Source organism: Finegoldia magna (assembly GCF_002243175.1).
GTDB classification, from domain to species: Bacteria; Bacillota; Clostridia; order Tissierellales; family Peptoniphilaceae; genus Finegoldia; species Finegoldia magna_J.
The window spans coordinates 137,598-155,064 of record NZ_NDYF01000017.1; the positions used below are offsets into that span (position 1 = coordinate 137,598).

At 31.6% G+C, this 17,467-nt stretch carries 20 protein-coding genes; 9 read left to right on the forward strand and 11 right to left on the reverse strand.

The features are described 5' to 3' along the window. Positions 1 to 25: 25 nt before the first annotated feature. The 11 genes from B9N53_RS08730 to rpmH form a co-directional block, all read right to left on the reverse strand. A complete protein-coding gene (locus tag B9N53_RS08730; protein ID WP_022620867.1) occupies positions 26 to 232 on the reverse strand; it encodes a hypothetical protein in 207 nt (68 codons plus the stop codon). A 196-nt stretch (positions 233 to 428) separates the two neighbouring features. After that, on the reverse strand, positions 429 to 920 hold the full coding sequence (locus B9N53_RS08735) for a PcfB family protein (RefSeq protein ID WP_048949727.1): 492 nt from the start codon (positions 918 to 920) through the stop codon (positions 429 to 431). Between the two features lie 14 nt (positions 921 to 934). Continuing rightward, positions 935 to 1,792, reverse strand: a complete 858-nt coding sequence (locus B9N53_RS08740; protein WP_050198439.1) for an ATP-binding protein — start codon at positions 1,790 to 1,792, stop codon at positions 935 to 937. 14 nt (positions 1,793 to 1,806) lie between these two features. Beyond that, entirely contained in the window at positions 1,807 to 2,784 is a 978-nt protein-coding gene (locus tag B9N53_RS08745) for a replication initiator protein A (RefSeq protein ID WP_094204579.1), read from the reverse strand. 86 nt (positions 2,785 to 2,870) lie between these two features. After that, on the reverse strand, positions 2,871 to 3,161 hold the full coding sequence (locus tag B9N53_RS08750; protein WP_004829699.1) for a CD1845 family protein: 291 nt from the start codon (positions 3,159 to 3,161) through the stop codon (positions 2,871 to 2,873). Positions 3,162 to 3,204: 43 nt separating this feature from the next. Further along, on the reverse strand, positions 3,205 to 4,386 hold the full coding sequence (locus tag B9N53_RS08755) for an ABC transporter transmembrane domain-containing protein (protein WP_094204580.1): 1,182 nt from the start codon (positions 4,384 to 4,386) through the stop codon (positions 3,205 to 3,207). Positions 4,387 to 4,644: 258 nt separating this feature from the next. Then, positions 4,645 to 5,568, reverse strand: coding sequence for an RNA-binding cell elongation regulator Jag/EloR (gene jag / locus B9N53_RS08760; protein WP_094204581.1), 924 nt, complete (start codon positions 5,566 to 5,568; stop codon positions 4,645 to 4,647). Further along, positions 5,565 to 6,296, reverse strand: a complete 732-nt coding sequence (locus tag B9N53_RS08765; protein WP_094204582.1) for a YidC/Oxa1 family membrane protein insertase — start codon at positions 6,294 to 6,296, stop codon at positions 5,565 to 5,567. The genes jag and B9N53_RS08765 overlap by 4 nt, the downstream gene beginning before the upstream one ends. A gap of 15 nt (positions 6,297 to 6,311) precedes the next feature. Further along, the gene (gene yidD, locus B9N53_RS08770) at positions 6,312 to 6,524 is read right to left on the reverse strand and encodes a membrane protein insertion efficiency factor YidD (protein WP_080565301.1); all 213 of its coding nucleotides are present in this window, start codon (positions 6,522 to 6,524) and stop codon (positions 6,312 to 6,314) included. Beyond that, complete coding sequence (gene rnpA, locus B9N53_RS08775; RefSeq protein WP_002835949.1) at positions 6,512 to 6,853, reverse strand: ribonuclease P protein component; 342 nt, start codon at positions 6,851 to 6,853, stop codon at positions 6,512 to 6,514. The genes yidD and rnpA overlap by 13 nt, the downstream gene beginning before the upstream one ends. 29 nt (positions 6,854 to 6,882) lie before the next feature. Then, on the reverse strand, positions 6,883 to 7,017 hold the full coding sequence (gene rpmH, locus B9N53_RS08780) for a 50S ribosomal protein L34 (RefSeq protein ID WP_094204583.1): 135 nt from the start codon (positions 7,015 to 7,017) through the stop codon (positions 6,883 to 6,885). A gap of 214 nt (positions 7,018 to 7,231) precedes the next feature. On the opposite strand from rpmH, the gene B9N53_RS08785 reads away from it, so the two are divergent. The 9 genes from B9N53_RS08785 to gyrA all read left to right on the forward strand — a co-directional run bounded on the left by B9N53_RS08785 (position 7,232) and on the right by gyrA (position 17,466). After that, complete coding sequence (locus B9N53_RS08785) at positions 7,232 to 7,504, forward strand: ArsR/SmtB family transcription factor (RefSeq protein WP_094204584.1); 273 nt, start codon at positions 7,232 to 7,234, stop codon at positions 7,502 to 7,504. A gap of 22 nt (positions 7,505 to 7,526) precedes the next feature. Continuing rightward, entirely contained in the window at positions 7,527 to 8,117 is a 591-nt protein-coding gene (locus B9N53_RS08790; protein WP_094204585.1) for a methyltransferase domain-containing protein, read from the forward strand. Positions 8,118 to 8,773: 656 nt separating this feature from the next. Beyond that, the gene (gene dnaA, locus B9N53_RS08800; protein WP_094204586.1) at positions 8,774 to 10,219 is read left to right on the forward strand and encodes a chromosomal replication initiator protein DnaA; all 1,446 of its coding nucleotides are present in this window, start codon (positions 8,774 to 8,776) and stop codon (positions 10,217 to 10,219) included. A 287-nt stretch (positions 10,220 to 10,506) separates the two neighbouring features. Further along, positions 10,507 to 11,610: a DNA polymerase III subunit beta gene (gene dnaN, locus B9N53_RS08805; RefSeq protein ID WP_002835942.1), complete on the forward strand. Its 1,104-nt coding sequence runs from the start codon at positions 10,507 to 10,509 to the stop codon at positions 11,608 to 11,610. After that, positions 11,603 to 11,809, forward strand: coding sequence for a S4 domain-containing protein YaaA (yaaA, locus tag B9N53_RS08810; protein WP_094204587.1), 207 nt, complete (start codon positions 11,603 to 11,605; stop codon positions 11,807 to 11,809). Before dnaN ends, yaaA begins: the two co-directional genes overlap by 8 nt. After that, the gene (gene recF, locus B9N53_RS08815) at positions 11,809 to 12,876 is read left to right on the forward strand and encodes a DNA replication/repair protein RecF (RefSeq protein ID WP_094204588.1); all 1,068 of its coding nucleotides are present in this window, start codon (positions 11,809 to 11,811) and stop codon (positions 12,874 to 12,876) included. The genes yaaA and recF overlap by 1 nt, the downstream gene beginning before the upstream one ends. Before the next feature lies 1 nt (position 12,877). Continuing rightward, positions 12,878 to 13,120, forward strand: coding sequence for a DUF370 domain-containing protein (locus B9N53_RS08820; RefSeq protein WP_094204589.1), 243 nt, complete (start codon positions 12,878 to 12,880; stop codon positions 13,118 to 13,120). Beyond that, positions 13,120 to 15,036 carry a DNA topoisomerase (ATP-hydrolyzing) subunit B gene (gene gyrB / locus B9N53_RS08825; RefSeq protein WP_094204590.1) on the forward strand — a complete coding sequence of 639 codons (1,917 nt, stop codon included), beginning with the start codon at positions 13,120 to 13,122 and terminating at the stop codon, positions 15,034 to 15,036. Before B9N53_RS08820 ends, gyrB begins: the two co-directional genes overlap by 1 nt. Positions 15,037 to 15,045: 9 nt before the next feature. Then, positions 15,046 to 17,466 carry a DNA gyrase subunit A gene (gene gyrA, locus B9N53_RS08830; RefSeq protein ID WP_094204591.1) on the forward strand — a complete coding sequence of 807 codons (2,421 nt, stop codon included), beginning with the start codon at positions 15,046 to 15,048 and terminating at the stop codon, positions 17,464 to 17,466. Position 17,467: the final 1 nt, after the last annotated feature.

A 17,467-nucleotide genomic window follows, 5' to 3' on the forward strand; every position in this document is an offset into this window, starting at 1 on the left:
GTAGATTTCTCTACCCATTAGTATCTTATTTATCTTTTTTATATATTATTACTGGAACTTGTTTTATTTTTTTACCTATCTTTTTTCTTTCCAAGACAAAAATCATATTCTCATTTCTTTTAAAATATCCTAAATCTCTATGATAGCTTATACCACACTTGCAATGTAATAGACCTATAAACTGTTGCTTCATCTTTGAGTTACATATGGGACATATTCTTTTATTTGTCATTTTAAACCACCATTATACTTATATTTTACTTTCAAAGGTATTTTTTAGTTTTTTCCCTAATGCTTCTGTTCTCATTTTTTATCTATAGATAAGAGAAATTCTTCTACTGGATGATTCCATCTTCTTTTTCATAGTATTCAACAATAAAGCTATTCATGCCTTCTCATCATATATATTATATATCTAAGTGCTTTTATTATAAACTTTGTTCCTGATGCTTATGTTTAACCTTATCTCTGTCAATAGTATCTTTGACTTTATCCTTGAAGTTATTAAGCCTTTCTATTACAGATTTTCTTTTTCTTGACTTATCTTTAGTAAATTTCTGGACTGTCTTTTTAAAAGCTTGTTCCATCACTTTTATATCTTTTGCTTGAAAAAAGATAATGTTGTTTCCATTTTCTAAATCTTTCTTTATGGAAAATTTCACCCCATATCTTTTTAATTCTTTTTTCAATGCTTTTAAGTCTATGTCATTTAATTCTAAGGTTTCTACTTTACCTTTTTTTACAAGATCTTTTACTTTTACTTTTTTAAATTTTTCTAAGGGTCTTGACTGTTCTGTCTGCGCTTTATGTTTATTTATTTCTAATATTTTCTTCATCAAATTTATAACTTGCTTGGCTGTTACTATACTTGCTTTTTTTACTATGGCTATTGTTCTGCTATTTATATCATCATTTTGCATTCACTCACCTACTTTCATTCTTTTTTTAATATTTCATAGGCTAATTTTGATTTCTCCTTCATTTTTTCTATTCTTCTATTTTCTCCTGTAAATATAATGGGACTGCATATTTCAAGTATCCTTGAGTAAATTCTTTTATCTTTTATAGTTTCAGGATTAGTTAAAGCTGATATATTTAAGTTTGTTGTTATAATTAGAGGTTTCCCACTTCTATATCTACCATCTATTATGTTAAAGATATGCTCAGCTGCAAAATCTGTATCTCTTTCCATTCCAAAATCATCAATAATTAATAGTTCCTTTCGATTTAGATTGTTTATATACTTACTTTTATCAATCTCAAAGTTAGTCATATCATTTAAAATTACAGAAAAATTTGTCATTTTGACTGATATTTCTTTTTCTAGTAAAGCATTTGCTATGGCACTTGCAAAGTAAGTTTTCCCACAACCAACATTCCCTGTAAGAATTAGACCTATATTGTTTTCATATATTTCATCAAATTTTTCAACATAGTTTTTTGCTACTTTTTCATGCTCACTGTCTTTGTCCATATTTTTAAAATTCCAATTTAATAGGATAGGATCAGAAAAACACTCTTTTTTTAAGTGTTCAATTTTCAAAAGCCTTTTATTTTCTTTTCTTTTTTCTTCCTCTAATTTTTGTCTTTCTTTTTTACATTGACATAAAATACCAACTTTTTTTATTTCTCCAAAGAAGTCTATTTCTTTTTCAATTGGTGTTTTACATTTTGCACAATATTTTAATCCTGTTTCTTGATCTATATAACTCCTATTTTCTTCATCTTTTGATGGACTATTTGTTTCTGCATTTTTTATTTTCTGTTCTAGGATTTCTTTTATTAATTCCATATGCTCCTCTCCTATCAAGTATTTAAAATTTCTCTCCATATATCCTCATCGTTACTATAGTCAAAGTTTTCTCTTTTCTGATTTTCTCTCTTTATGACTTCTATGTTTCTAATATTTTCATCTGCATTGTATAAGAGAGTCAGTAGATAGGCATTAATGTTTCTAATATCCTTTGGAGCATTTTCTCTTAGGTATTTCAAAACATAGTCTATGTGTTTATAGTTAAGACTTAGAAATTTTTCTTTAAAATTTTCATTGGATATATGCCTCCCTCCTATTTTAATGTTTGTAAAGCTAGTTAAGGCTTTTACAAGTACATTTATCATTACATCTACTTGCTTCTTTTCTTCTATTCTTACTTTTTCAAAGGTTTCATAAGATATATTCTTTTTTATAGTTTCTTTTAATTCTTCCTCCTCCAAAGTTTTTTTTGATTTTTCTCCTAGCTTTTCTAAGGGGGATATGGGGGTGGTATTATTAAAATCAGTATTATTAGTTTCAGTATTATTAATATTAGTATTATTAGAGTCCTCTTTTGAAACTTCTTGAGGTTTGTTTTCTAAACTTCCTGAAGTTTGTTTTTTAAACTTCTTGAGGTTTGCTTTTGAAACTTCTGTAGTTTTATTATTTTCTGTGTAAATAAAGTTCTTTACATAAAGTAAATTTGGCTTTCCAAGTCCTAACCTCTTTTTTTCTAATAATCCTATCTCTTCAATTTCTTTCATTACTTTGACCGATTTATTTCTCCCCCAATTTAATACTTCCATAATTTCTTCTATGGTATAGATGATGTATACCTTGTTTTCTTCATCTAACCATTTATTCTTAATTGACAAGCTCATTCTATCGAGTAGAATTCCATAAAGAATTTTTGCTTCTACGGATAGTTTTTTAAAATTTAAGTCGGTAAACAAAGTTTTGGGAATCCTAAAAAATGAATATTGTTCTGCTTCATTGCCATAATAATATTCAAATTTAACTATTTCTTTCATCATAACCCCCTTTCTTTTCATATAAAAAGAGATAGCTTTGATTTTGCTATCTCTTTTTCATCGTTTTAATCTATTTATTTTTATATTTAAATTGTTTTTATTCTTTCATTCACCTCTTCTATCCCTTCTATAATAAAATATCCTAGCACTGGTAAACCATAAGGACTAAAAAGATATGCTAGTATAATTGCCTCTATAGCAAGTGCTTTTTCTCCATGATAAACAGATCCTAAAAATCCCATAATAGCGATAAATGAAATCAGTTTAAAAAATATTGTACTAAGTCCTAATACAAACGTTAAAAATAGAGTGATGATACTTAACGCTATACTAATAGGAAACAATATGATTTTGAAAAAAACTCTAAATATTATCATATTCTCTTCAATCCTTATTACTTATGTTTTCTTTTCTTTTTTGTTAATTTAATAAAAAAGATGACAGACTTAATCCTAAATCGTCTTGTTTAAAAGTTTTGTGGAAGCCTTTAAACTTTGATTTTAATGGATTTATTGTATCTGTCATCATTATATCACTGTCCCCACAACCACTTTCGCCTATAATTGCGACCTTGTCGCCCTTTTCTATCTTAAAATTAAAATCTTTAATAATATCTTTACCATCATACGAAAAACTCAAATTATCAAAAGCAATTGGAAAAACTTCATCATTAAGATTTATTTTTACATTATCAATATCTTGATAAATGTAATCGTACTTTTTTAACAGATACTTTGATGATGAACGTGTATTATTAAAATATGCAAGTTCTTGGAACTGATATCCTATATTATAACTAACTAAGTAAACACTGATGAATACGCTTGACGATATTTTACCATTAAAACTCAAATATCCTCCAAGAATAAGAGGAATCATAGAACATACTATATCAACCAAATTAATCACAATGTTGTTTTTTGTTCGTATAATTTCATATCCCTTATAAGTATCCACATCCTGCTTTAAATATTTGTGATACAAATTAATGAAAAAGTCGGATACATTGTAAATTTTGATGATACTTCTTCCATTTTTGATGTCTTGTATTTTATTCATAAAAGCATCATCAGCTTTTGATAATTCTTCAGATTTATTATCTAATCTATTACTCCCATAATTACTCATAAGCGCTGGAATGCTGTAGAATACTATAAAAAGCATTCCCAAAAGGAAATTTCTTGTTAGTGCATAAATGATGGAAACACTTGTAAAACCAATCGACGATATAATAATTACAGTTGGTTCAATGTAGTTGTTTTCAATTTGACTTGAATCCTTTTCTATACTGCTGACAATATCATTATCGATATGATTTTCACTTTTTAAAAAATGATTGAACACTTTTAACTTAAAAGATTCTCTAAAATCAGCTATTACATACGAATAGTAAAGTCTCTTTCCACTATCACCTATCAGCATTATAATTCCACACAAAATTCCAAACACAAGTGCTTTCATCAAAAATACTGTGTCTTTATTCTCAAATGATTTTATAATCAATGATACTATTACAGGATTCACCAAAGCCTCTGTCCATGTGAGAACTATCGCAACAAAATATAAAATAAGATTTTTCTTCTTAACATTGTTTTTTATCATATTACCCTCTGAAATTTATATAACATTCTTAAACTTGTACTTGACTAATAATATTTGATTATATTTAGCCTATTTTCTTCAAATAATTTTCGTTAACGATTTCAGAGATTATTTTTTTCTCTAAAATCTATTTATAAATTGTCATGATAATCACCACTTTCCTTTTCTTAGGATAAATCATAAAAAATTTGTTGTCAACTTTATTTCTTGCACTCCCAAAAAAAAGACCACATACCAAAAGATATGTAGTCTTGTAATTTATTTTCTTTTAATAATAACTCTTCTATTAGGCTCATTGCCTTGAGAGAATGTATTCACTTTTTCATCGTTTTGAAGATAAGTGTGAATGATTCTTCTTTCGTATGGATTCATAGGTTCAAGCTTGATATCTCTTCCTGTTTGAACAGCCTTATCAGCTAATCTTCTAGCTAATTTTTGAAGAGATCTCTCTCTTTTGGATCTGTATTGGTTGCAATCCAAAATAACTCTTATATAAGTATCACTGTTTCTATTAGTAACCAAGTTTACGATATATTGAAGAGAATCCAATGTTTCTCCCCTTTTTCCTATGATAATTCCGATATCAGATTCTTCTGAACACATAATATTGAACTTAATCATATTTCCTTCAGTTCTAGATTCGATATCGCAATCAATTCCCATATCTTCTATCATTTGTTTCAAGAAATTCTTGCTTGTGATGAAAAGTTCGTCGTTTCTATCAATAGTAACATCAGGTTCAGTATCTTGTTCTTCTTCAGTTTCTTCAGATTTTACAGATTCTTCAGTTTCTTTAACTTCTTCAGCTTCTACTGGTTTTGCTGTTTCTACTGGTTCTTCTACGATTTCTTCCTTATCATCTTCTGTAGGTTCTGTTTCTTCAACTTCTTCTACAACTTTCTTGTCTTCTATAACTTTAGTATCTTCTTTTTGTTCTGTTTCAACTGAGTTAGAGTCAGAGTTTAGGATATTCTTCACAAAATCGCCTGTTCCCTTTTCTTTAACATCGTCTTTTAGTGACACCCTAACGACAGCGTCCTTTGCTCCAAACAAACCCAAAAAACCTTGTTTAGCTTCATTTATAACTTCGATGTTAACTTCGTTTCGATTAGCTTGAAGCTTATCCAAAGCTTTATTGACACATTCTTCAACAGTCTTCGCACTAATTACTGTGCTTCTCATCTAACTTCCTCCGCAACATCTTTTTTGTCTTTATTTTTAATTATTAACCTTATTAAAACTTCTATAACGTTTGAAAATCCCCAATAAAGGATCAAACCTGAAGCGTATTTGCTTGAAATGAAGAACATAAATATAGGCATGAAATAAATCATTGATTTGTTCATCATTTCCATTTGATCAGGTTCATTTGACTTCTTATCCTTGTTATTAGTAGGCATACTGATCTTTGCTACTAAAAATTGAGTGAAAGCATTTATTAAAGGCAATCCAAACAATACTGGATCTGGCTTAGTCAAATCAGGAATCCAGAAGAAATTACGAGCGATCTCGTTGATCTTAGACACATTATCAAACATGTACTTTCCTGGTTCTCTCATTACTCTAAATAACGCCAAAACCAAAACCATTTGTAAGATAATTGGCAAACAACCACTTAAAGGATTGAAATTATACTTTTTGTATAATTCTTGCATCTTTAATTGTTGAGTTTGTGGGTCGTTCTTGTACTTTCTTTGAATTTCCTTCATTTCCGGTTGCATCAAAGCATTTTGTTCTTGAGTTTTTTGCGTATGAATAGTTACCGGAAGAGTTATAAGCTTATAAATAAGTGTTAATAAAAGAATTGATATCGCAAAATACGATATACTTTTAGGTTCACCCATCACATGTGAGATGTTTTCATATATGAACCTAAGAATAGTTCCAAATACATTTGCAATTATTTGCAATTCTACAACTCCTTTTTATTTTAGTGGGTCATATCCGCCTTTTGAAAATGGATTACATCGTAAAATTCGCCAAATAGTAAGCCCTAACGCCTTAAAAAAAGGCTTTTTCTTGAAAGCCTCCAAAGCATATTGTGAACAAGTTGGATAGTATTTGCACTTCCCATGCCCCAAATACGGCGATATAGCTTTTTGATAAAATTTGATTAAAAATATCATCACTTTCGACATTTTTTATTCGATGCCTTTCTACAAACGTGCAATAATGCAGATTCTAGCTGTTTGTAAGTTAAGTCTTCAGTGTTTTTCTTCGGGATAATAACCATATCCAAGCCCTTGTCAAACTCAGAGAAATTAAGCCTTACAATCTCTCTCAGTTTCCTCTTGATTCTGTTTCTTTCAACGGCATTGCCGTACTTTTTAGTAACAGAGAATCCGATTCGAGTTCCTTTTTTTGAATTGTACACTACCAAAGAGAAGTTTCTATTATAATAAGTCTTTCCCCTCTTGTAGACAACATTGTATTCCCTGTTATCTCTTAACCTTACACTTTTATCCATAATAAATTAAAGGCCACAATGAATGTGACCTAAGCTGATAATACTTTTCTACCTTTTCTTCTTCTAGCCTTTAAAACAGCTCTTCCACCTCTAGTAGCCATTCTACTTCTAAATCCGTGGTCTTTTTTTCTTTTTCTGTTATTTGGTTGATAAGTTCTTTTCATCAATCGCACCTCCTAGTATAAAATAAAGGACTTTTGCCTATAAAAACACTACTCCAATTATACTTATGACAATAACAATTGTCAAGCTTTTTTGTTGACAAATACCAATTAATCGCCAAAAATAATTTAATTATTACATATCAAAAATATTTGATGTATTGCGTGAAAAATGATATAATTGATATATCAAAAATATTTGATGTGAGGTAATAAAATGGATAACAAACAAATAGCAAACACATTTAAAGCATTGAGCGATGAAAAAAGAATAGATATTTTACAATTGTTAAAAAATGGAGAACAATGCGCATGTGTACTTTTAGAAAAACTGAACTTAACACAATCAGGATTGTCTTATCATATGAAGATACTTACAAATTCAAAAATAATAGAATCTAGACAAGAAGGAAAATGGACGTATTACAAAATTTCAGAAAAACAATGTCACAATCTAGCTAATCTATTAATAGAAATCACGAAGTTATAAGATTTTAAAGAAAGGACAATAAATGAACAAACAATACACAGACGAAGAAATAAGACAACAAGTAACAAATTTCTACGATAACATAGCAGTAGGTAAGACGAGCACAGAAGTAAACTCAATAGACTTATACAAATCCTTAGGTTACGATCCTAAATTACTAGAAAAAATCCCTGAAGAAGTGTCATCAGGACTATCTTGTGGAAATCCACTTGATAACCTAGTATTAAAAGACACCGACACACTACTAGATTTGGGGTGTGGAATGGGATTAGATGTATTCATGGCAAGAATAACATATCCTAATTCCAATACAATTTATGGAATGGATAGGCTGGAGTCTATGATACAAAAAGCTAGTAAAGTAAGAGATAAAAAAGGATTCAAAAATATTGAATTTGTTCAAGGAGAACTCATCGACATGCCATTTGAAGATAACTCCATCGACAAAATCATCAGTAACTGTGTAATAAATCTTGAGCCTAACAAACAAAAAGTCTACGAAGAAATCCATCGAATCCTCAAACCAAATGGAATGTTTATAATCAGTGACATAACACTGAAAAAACAACTAAACGATGACATACTATCATTGGATAATATTTACGGATCGTGAGTTGGGGGAGCTCTTCTGGAAGAAGATGTAAAAGAAATCATTAAAAAAGCAGGATTTACAAATTTCTTTGCAAAAAGTGAGGAAGTCACAGACCCGTATGCCAAAAAATGGGGATATGGACTTAAAATAAAAGAATTCATTCAAGAAACTATGTTCATAGGAAATAAATAAATAACGAACACCAACATTTTCAAATAAGAATGTTGGTGTTTTTTTATAAAATTTCCACAAAACAGTAAAAATTGTGGATAACTTTTATCCACAATTCATTCTAAATTTAAAATATTAAACTCCTTTTGGGGATAAGTTATCGCAAACACAAAACCATTTATCAAAATTTTCAATAAATTTGTAATAAAAGATATGATTTGCTATAATTAAAGTATCAAAAAGTATGAAAAGTACGCATTTATTAACAAATTGTGGGTAAGTTGTGGATAATATGTGAATTCTTGTTTTAAAACTTCACGAATTTGCTGTATATTCTAATTTAATATCCACAATTATTTTTCTATAAATTGATGTGGATAAGTTGTGCAAATGTGAATAAATTATATATTTTTTTTGTTTAAATTGGAAAATAGCTATTTGTTCAATGTGGATAACTCATCATTTTGTGGATAAACTTGTTGATAAGTAAAAAAACGAGGTGAAAAATGACCGACAAAGATGAACTCTGGTTAAAAATATCTAACACATTTAAGCAGGAAATGTCTGATTTGAACTTCAACACATGGATTGCTCCATTAAAACCTCTTTATTTAACAAATACTGAATTTATTTTGCTTTCTCCAAATAGATTTACCAAAAAAACAATCTATAACAAATACTACGACGATATCCAAAAATACTTGGATTTCATCAGTAATGTCAAGAGAAAAGTAGTCATCATAGACCGTTATGAAATGGATAATTACAAAGACGAAAATATAATTCAAAACCAAAACATAGATGGTCAACGATCCATTCTAGTAAGTGAAGAAGTAGCAGAAGATGAAAAATACACTGTAGAAGACAAAAAACCTGAAACAAAACTACCAGAAGAAAAAACTGATTTGAGCCCTTACGGCAAGAATTTAATCAGCAAATACAAATTCGATACATTTGTAAAAGGAAAAAACAACGAACTAGCATTAGCCGCAGCACTTGCAGTCGCACAAAACCCAGCCACAGCATACAATCCATTGTTTATTCATGGAAAAGCAGGATTGGGTAAGACTCACTTGATGCATGCCATTGCTCATGAAATACTTAAAAATAACCCAAAAGCTAGGGTTATTTACACTACTAGTGAATCATTTACAAACGAACTTATATCTTCAATAGGGGATAAATCTACGAAAAAGAATTCACAATTTAGACAAAAATACCGAAATATAGACGTACTATTAATTGACGATATTCAATTTATAGCAGGAAAACAAGGTACACAAGAGGAGTTTTTCCACACATTCAACGAATTGTACAACCACAACAAGCAAATCATACTTTCCAGTGATAGACCTCCAAAAGAGATTAAAACATTGGAAGAGAGGTTAGTGTCGCGTTTTGAGTGGGGATTAATGGCAGACATTCAACCACCAGATTACGAAACACGTGTGGCTATTATAAACGAGTATTTAGATAGAAATAATACATCACTTACCCCAGAAATAATCGATTATATCGCTATGAATGTCAAAAGCAATATACGTGAGTTGGAAGGGGCAGTAATGAATGTCGTAGGTCAAAAGACTCTGATAGGAGATGGCAACATTACATTAGATTTGGCAAAAAATGTTCTAAAACAACTTATCGCAGACACTCAATTAAGACCTGTAACTATAGATTTAATCATTGAGAGTGTGTGTGATAGATACAATGTAAGTCAAGATGATTTGCTTTCAAAAAAGAGATCCAAACAAATCGCATATCCAAGGCAAATAGCAATGTATGTGTCCAGAAAATTATTGGATATTTCTTTGGTTAGTATTGCTTCAAGTTTTGGCAAAGATCACTCAACAGTAATGCATGGAATCAAGAAAATTGAGAATGATATCAAAAAAAGTTCAGAATTTGATGAAGAAATTGATAACCTAATCAACTACATTCAAAATTCTTAATTTATTAAACTTTATGATTGTGGATAAGTTTATTTTAGAGTTTTCTATCCACAATTTAATATTAATAACTATGTGGATAAGTTGTTGATAACTTTAAAGTGATAAACTAAAATTGTAAAAAGTTGATAATGTTGATAATCGCACAGCTTGTGCCAATTATATACACATCGTTATCAATATATAAAACACCACAAATTACAAACAAACTAGAGTTATCCACAATACAAACAGCCCTACTACTACTATTACTAACTATTATTATTATTTGTATAAACGAAAGGTAAAATATGAAATTAAAAATATCGCAAAAAGAATTACTTAAACATATCAATATTGCGCAAAAAGCGGTGTCATCTAGAACGACTATTCAGATATTAGAAGGAATTTTGTTCATCGCAGAAGAAAATTGTCTTAGACTTGTTGCTACGGATTTGGAACTTATTGTGGATACTAGAGCAAATTGTGAAATCTACGAAAAAGGTCAAATTGTAATTAATTCATCAATGATAGGAAATATCATTAGAAAACTTCCTGACGATGATATTTATATTGAAGTGGACGATAATAATATCAATATTAAATGTTTGTCTACGGAATTTAACATTCAAGGTCAAGATTCAAACGAATTTCCATCTCTTCCTTATATAGATAAGGATGTTAAATTGACTTTGGAACAATCTGAACTCAGAGATTCCATCAGAAAAACATCATTTGCAACAAGTATGGACCAAACAAGACCAGATTTGACAGGTGTTTTGTTCAATATTATGAACGATAGGATTGAATTTGTGGCCTTAGATGGTTACAGAGTTTCACTTGATTGTATGAGTAATGTGAGTGAGTTTGAAATGAAGGCTATTGTTCCAGCGAGAGCTTTGAATGAAGTTTACAAGATTTTGGAAGAAGGGGAAATAACTCTTAACATTATTACTGGAAATATTATTTTCAAATTGGAAAACACTGATGTTTATTCTAGATTAATCGATGGTCAATATATCGATTACAATCAAGTTATGAAACAAGATTTTTCGACTGTCGTTACTATAGAAAAGAGAGCTTTGCAAATGGCATTGGAAAGAGCGTCTTTGATGGCAAAAGAAGACAAGGCAAACTTGGTTAAGCTTGATTTTTCTGGAAATGAATTGCATATTTCATCTAATACTGATATTGGTAAGGTCGATGAGTATGTGAAGTGCGAAATCGGTGGAGAAGATTTGAAGATTGCTTTTAATGCTAAGTATTTGTTAGATGGCTTGAAGGTTATTGATGATGACGATATTACTTTGAATATGAGTGGAAGTCTAAGACCGATGGTGTTTAAGCCATTGAACGATACCAATTACACTTATCTTGTCCTTCCGGTAAAACTTGCAGGAGGTAATAATGATTAGTGTTAAAATTGAGTCTGAATTTATAAAATTGGAACAGTTTCTAAAATTCGCATCCATCGCACAAACAGGTGGCATAGCGAAAGAACTTATTAAAGAATCCATGGTTAAGGTAAATGACGAGGTTGAAACAAGACGCGGCAAGAAGCTTTATCCAGGAGATGTTGTGGAATTTGAAGGAGAGAAATACGTAGTCGAGTAATGATCGTTCAAAAATTAAAATTATATAATTACAGGAATTTCTGTGAAATAGAATTGGATTTTTGTGATGGTCTGAATCTGATTGTAGGCAGAAATGCCTCAGGTAAGACTAATATTTTGGAAGCTATTAATGTAGCTTTGAAGGGAAAAAGTTTCAAAACCAACACCAATTCTCACTTGATTAAATTCGGTGAAGATGAGGCTCGTATTGTAATGGATGTCTACGATGATGGTTTTGAGGATAAGATAGATATTACTATTAAAAGTAACGAAAAGATACTCAATGTGAATGAAGCTTTTGTGAATACTATTAAAGAATACAATGAGTATTTTGAGTGTATTGTGTTTACGCCAGATGATTTGAAGATAGTAAAAGAATCGAAATCTTTGAGAAGAAAATTCTTGGATGAGTCCATAAGTGGTGTGGATAACTATTATAGGACTGTTTTGAAACAGTACAATCAAGTGTTGGATGAGAGAAATAAGCTGATTAAAAACCACAGGTACAATTCGTATTTTAATGAACAGTTAAAGGCTTTGAATATTCAATTGGCAGACACGGGCTCATATATTATGCACAAGAGAAAAAGTTATGTCGAAAGGCTTCATCTTATCGCAAAAAACGTGTGCTCAAATTTGAGTGATGAGAATGATAAGCTGGACATGGAAAATAATTTTTCGATAGAATATGTAGAGGATATGACTAATCAAAAGAATACTTATTACAAGAGTTTGGTAGATATTTTGGATAAGGATTTGGAAAATAAGCAAACTAATTTAGGTATCCATCGTGATGATTTGGATATTTTAATCAACGACAAATCGGCTAAGTTTTTTGCATCTCAAGCTCAGGTGAGAACTGCTATTTTATCGATGAAGCTTGCACAATTGGATTTGAGTAGATTTTATAATGATAGATTGCCAATTATTTTGTTAGATGATGTGTTCAGTGAACTTGACGATTACAGAATCAACTACATCATCAGATATATCAAGGATTTTCAAGCTTTTCTGACGACTTCAGAAAGAGCTCCAGAAGGGTTGTACACGATAAAAATAGGTGAATGATATGTATTTGGATATTGGCAACAACACATTAATTGATGAAAATGAGATTATAGCAGTGGTTAATGTCTCGGACAAATTCTTCACAGACTTTAAGAAGAATGATTTGGATTACACGAAAAACGTAGAATTTGTGAATGAAGATGAGGACATCACTATAAGGTCTATAGTCATAACTAATAGAGGAGTTTACAAGTCAAATATCAGTGGGAATTATTTGATGAATAACTTTATGAAAGGAATATAATGAAGAAAAATAGAGAATATACTGCAGATCAGATTACAGTATTAGAAGGATTGGAACCGGTTCGTGTAAGACCAGGGATGTATATCGGTTCTACTGATGAAAAAGGTCTACACCATTTGGTGTACGAAGTAGTCGACAACTCAATTGATGAGGCGTTGGCTGGTGTGTGTGATTTGATTAAGGTTACTATAAAAAAAGACAATTCAGTTATTGTAGAAGATGATGGTTCTGGTATTCCAGTTGAAACACACCCAAAAACAGGCAAATCAACGCTTGAAACTGTACTTACAGTGCTTCATGCGGGTGGTAAATTTTCAAACGACGCTTATCAATACTCAGGTGGTCTTCACGGTGTTGGTGTAAGTTGTGTTAATGCTTTAAGTACATATCTTATTGCCAGAGTCAAAAGAGACGGCAAAATGTACGAACAAAGATTTGAAAAAGGAAAAACTGTTACAGAACTTACTGTTATAAAAGAAAATGTCAGAGGAACTGGAACATCAATTGAATTTATGCCAGACAATACGATTTTTGAAACTTTGAATTTCGAAAAAAATGTTCTTGCAAAAAGATTCAGAGAAATGGCGTTTTTGAATAAGGGCGTGAAGATAGAATTTGCTGATGAAAGAGAAGACTACAAGGAATTGTTCCACTACGAAGGTGGTATCAAATCATTTGTAGAATACATCAACAAATCCAAAAAGCCTTTGGATCACGAAATTATGTATATCGAAGGAGAAAAAGAAACTACTAAAGTGGAAATAGCTATGCAATACACTGAAAGCTATAACGAAACTATAGTTTCCTTTACTAATAACATCAAAACAGTTGACGGTGGAACACATGTTGTAGGATTTAAATCTGCACTTACTCGTGCTCTTAACGATTATGCAAGAAACAAAAACATATTAAAAGAAAAAGACGATAATTTGTCAGGTGATGATGTCAGAGAAGGTATCACTGCTGTTGTTTCAGTAAAACTTAACAACCCACAATTCGAAGGACAAACCAAAGGAAAATTGGGTAACTCCGAAGCTAGAACTGTTGTGGACAGCGTTGTATATGAACATTTGAGTTTTTATTTTGAAGAAAATCCAAAAATCGTCAAGACAATTATCCAAAAAGCATTGGCATCACAAAAAGCAAGACTTGCCGCAAGACGTGCAAGGGATTTGGTTCGTAAGAAATCGGTGCTTGACAATACTACACTTCCAGGAAAACTTGCTGACTGCCAAAGCTCAGACATTGAACACAACGAAATCTTCCTTGTCGAAGGGGATTCTGCCGGTGGTTCTGCAAAAGGTGGCAGGGACAACAAATTCCAAGCTATTTTGCCATTGAGAGGTAAAATCTTAAACGTAGAAAAAGCTCACCTTGAAAGAGTTTTGAATTCAGAAGAAATCAAAGCTATGATTACTGCATTTGGAACGGGAATTGGCAAAAACTTCGACATTAGTAAACTTCGTTACGGCAAAATCGTAATAATGACCGATGCCGACGTCGACGGAGCTCACATTAGAACGCTACTACTCACATTCTTGTACAGATTTATGAAGCCATTAGTGGAAAAAGGTCACGTCTACATCGCACAACCACCACTTTACGGAATCATCAAAGGTGTTAAGGTAATGGAATATTGCTACACAGAAAAAGAATTGGAAGAAGCTTTGGAAAAATACGGCGAAAGAAGTAACATCAAAGTTCAAAGATACAAAGGTCTTGGTGAAATGAACGCAGAACAATTGTGGGATACTACAATGAATCCTGAACACAGAATCCTAATCAAAGTCGAAATCGACGGAGAAGATGAAAACGAACTCGACAACACATTCGATGTTTTGATGGGAGACAACGTAGAACCAAGAAGAGAATTTATAGAACAAAACGCTGTTTATGCACAAAACATTGACGCTTAGGAGAATAATATGACAGAAAGAAAAATCAATATAAAACCAGCTGATTTGAAAAAGGAAATGGAAAGTGCATATTTAGATTATTCTATGAGTGTAATTGTATCACGTGCACTTCCAGATGTAAGAGACGGATTGAAACCTGTTCACAGACGTATAATTTACGGAATGCAACAACAAGGATTGTTCCCAGATAGAAAATACTCCAAGTCTGCAAGACTTGTAGGGGAAGTAATGGGTAAGTATCACCCTCATGGTGACATCGCAATCTACGATGCAGTTGTAAGACTTGCACAAGATTTCAACATGAGATATCCACTTGTAGATGGCCAAGGTAACTTTGGTTCAATAGACGGTGACGGAGCTGCCGCACCTCGTTATACGGAGTTACGTATGGCAAAACTATCACTTGAAATGTTGCGTGACATCAACAAAGATACTGTTGATTTCCAAGACAACTATGACGGTGAAGAACAAGAACCAGTTGTACTTCCATCTAGATTTCCTAACTTAATCGTAAATGGATCCAGTGGTATCGCTGTTGGTATGGCGACAAATATGGCTCCACACAACTTAGGTGAAACTATAGATGCATTAATCGCATCAATCGACAATCCCAATATTACAATAGAAGAATTGATGAAACACATCAAGGCTCCCGATTTTCCAACAGGTGGAAACATCATGGGACTTGAAGAAGTCAAAAACGCATACACAACAGGACGTGGAAAAGTCAAACTAAGAGCAGAGGCTAGGATTGAGGAATCAAAGGGAAGATACAAAATAATCGTCACAGAAATTCCTTACCAAGTTAACAAATCCAATTTAATCAAAAAAATCGCAGACCTTGTAAAACAAAAGAAATTAGAAGGTATCAGCGATTTGAGAGATGAATCGGACAGAAAAGGTATGAGAATTGTCATCGAAACAAAAAGAGATGCCAATCCAAATATCGTGCTTAATAACTTGTACAAATACACTCAAATGCAAACTACATTCGGGATAATCAACCTTGCACTTGTAAATGGCGTTCCAAAAGTTTTGACATTGAAACAACTAATCGACCATTATCTTGTTCACCAAGAAATAGTCGTTAGAAGAAGAACGCAATTCGATTTGAACAAGGCGAAGGCAAGAATTCACATAGTCGAAGGATTGTTGAAAGCAATCGACAATATCGATGAAATTATTCACATTATCAGAACAAGTTACGATGATGCGCTTGAAAAATTGATGCAAAGATTTGGCTTTTCAGAAATTCAAGCCCAAGCAATCTTGGATATGAGACTTAAAAGATTGCAAGGTTTGGAAAAAGAAAAACTACAAAATGAATTTGACGAATTGAGCGCATTGATTGAACAATTGACAGAAATTTTGAATAACAGACAATTGCTTTTGAATATCATCAAAGACGAATTGACAGAAATTAAAACAAAATATTCAGACGACAGAAGAACTAAAATTCTAAGAGATGACGGTGATTTTGAAGATATGGAACTTCTAGAAGAAGAAGACATGTTTATTACTATCACTAACAAAGGCTACATCAAACGAATTTCAACCGATGCATACAAAGTTCAACACAGAGGTGGACGTGGTGTTAATGCAATGGGAATGAAAGATGGAGATTTCATCAAAGATATGTTCGCAACTACAACTCATCAAGATTTGTTGTTCTTCACTAATAAAGGAAAAGTTTACTCACTAAAAGCTTACGAAGTGCCAGAAGCAAGTCGTACTGCTAGAGGATCCAACATCATTAACCTAATCCAAATCGATGCCGATGAAAGTGTTACACAAGTATTGGCGTTGGATAAGGACAAAGAAGACGATCAATTTATAATATTTATCACTAAAAATGGTAAAGTGAAGAAGACTTCGTTGGATTTGTACGAAAATATTAGAAAAACTGGTATCATAGCTATCAAATTTGACGAAGGTGACGAACTTATCGATGTTAAACTTGTCGAAAAAAATGAAAATGTAATTATCGTCACTAAAAAAGGTATGAGTTTGCAATTTAATGTAGATCAATTGAGAGATTTATCCAGAAATGCTATCGGAGTAAAGGCTATAACGCTTAACAAAGACGATGAAGTTATTTCATTTGATTTGGTAAAAGACAATGAATTCTTGGCAGTTATCAGTGAAAATGGTTACGGTAAGAAGACTGAATTATCCAACTATACTACACAAAACAGAGGTGGAAAGGGAATCAGAACTTACAAAATCGCCAAGAAAACAGGAGATGTAGCGTGTGCTAAGGCATTGAAAAACGAAGATGAGATACTTTTGATTAGCAAAAAAGCTGAGGTTATCAGAATTAAGGCCGAAGGAATATCTACACTTTCAAGATCAACATCTGGTGTATTATTGAAAAATACAGATAAGGGCGAAGATGCGATAGTAGCTGTAGCTAAGTATTTTGAAGAATAAG

Coding starts and splice junctions, on each gene's coding strand:
- B9N53_RS08730 (WP_022620867.1), bottom strand. CDS start 232: ATGACAAATAAAAGAATATGTCCCATATGTAACTCAAAGATGAAGCAA.
- B9N53_RS08735 (WP_048949727.1), bottom strand. CDS start 920: ATGCAAAATGATGATATAAATAGCAGAACAATAGCCATAGTAAAAAAA.
- B9N53_RS08740 (WP_050198439.1), bottom strand. CDS start 1,792: ATGGAATTAATAAAAGAAATCCTAGAACAGAAAATAAAAAATGCAGAA.
- B9N53_RS08745 (WP_094204579.1), bottom strand. CDS start 2,784: ATGAAAGAAATAGTTAAATTTGAATATTATTATGGCAATGAAGCAGAA.
- B9N53_RS08750 (WP_004829699.1), bottom strand. CDS start 3,161: ATGATAATATTTAGAGTTTTTTTCAAAATCATATTGTTTCCTATTAGT.
- B9N53_RS08755 (WP_094204580.1), bottom strand. CDS start 4,386: ATGATAAAAAACAATGTTAAGAAGAAAAATCTTATTTTATATTTTGTT.
- jag (WP_094204581.1), bottom strand. CDS start 5,568: ATGAGAAGCACAGTAATTAGTGCGAAGACTGTTGAAGAATGTGTCAAT.
- yidD (WP_080565301.1), bottom strand. CDS start 6,524: ATGTCGAAAGTGATGATATTTTTAATCAAATTTTATCAAAAAGCTATA.
- rnpA (WP_002835949.1), bottom strand. CDS start 6,853: ATGGATAAAAGTGTAAGGTTAAGAGATAACAGGGAATACAATGTTGTC.
- rpmH (WP_094204583.1), bottom strand. CDS start 7,017: ATGAAAAGAACTTATCAACCAAATAACAGAAAAAGAAAAAAAGACCAC.
- B9N53_RS08785 (WP_094204584.1), top strand. CDS start 7,232: ATGGATAACAAACAAATAGCAAACACATTTAAAGCATTGAGCGATGAA.
- B9N53_RS08790 (WP_094204585.1), top strand. CDS start 7,527: ATGAACAAACAATACACAGACGAAGAAATAAGACAACAAGTAACAAAT.
- dnaA (WP_094204586.1), top strand. CDS start 8,774: ATGACCGACAAAGATGAACTCTGGTTAAAAATATCTAACACATTTAAG.
- dnaN (WP_002835942.1), top strand. CDS start 10,507: ATGAAATTAAAAATATCGCAAAAAGAATTACTTAAACATATCAATATT.
- yaaA (WP_094204587.1), top strand. CDS start 11,603: ATGATTAGTGTTAAAATTGAGTCTGAATTTATAAAATTGGAACAGTTT.
- recF (WP_094204588.1), top strand. CDS start 11,809: ATGATCGTTCAAAAATTAAAATTATATAATTACAGGAATTTCTGTGAA.
- B9N53_RS08820 (WP_094204589.1), top strand. CDS start 12,878: ATGTATTTGGATATTGGCAACAACACATTAATTGATGAAAATGAGATT.
- gyrB (WP_094204590.1), top strand. CDS start 13,120: ATGAAGAAAAATAGAGAATATACTGCAGATCAGATTACAGTATTAGAA.
- gyrA (WP_094204591.1), top strand. CDS start 15,046: ATGACAGAAAGAAAAATCAATATAAAACCAGCTGATTTGAAAAAGGAA.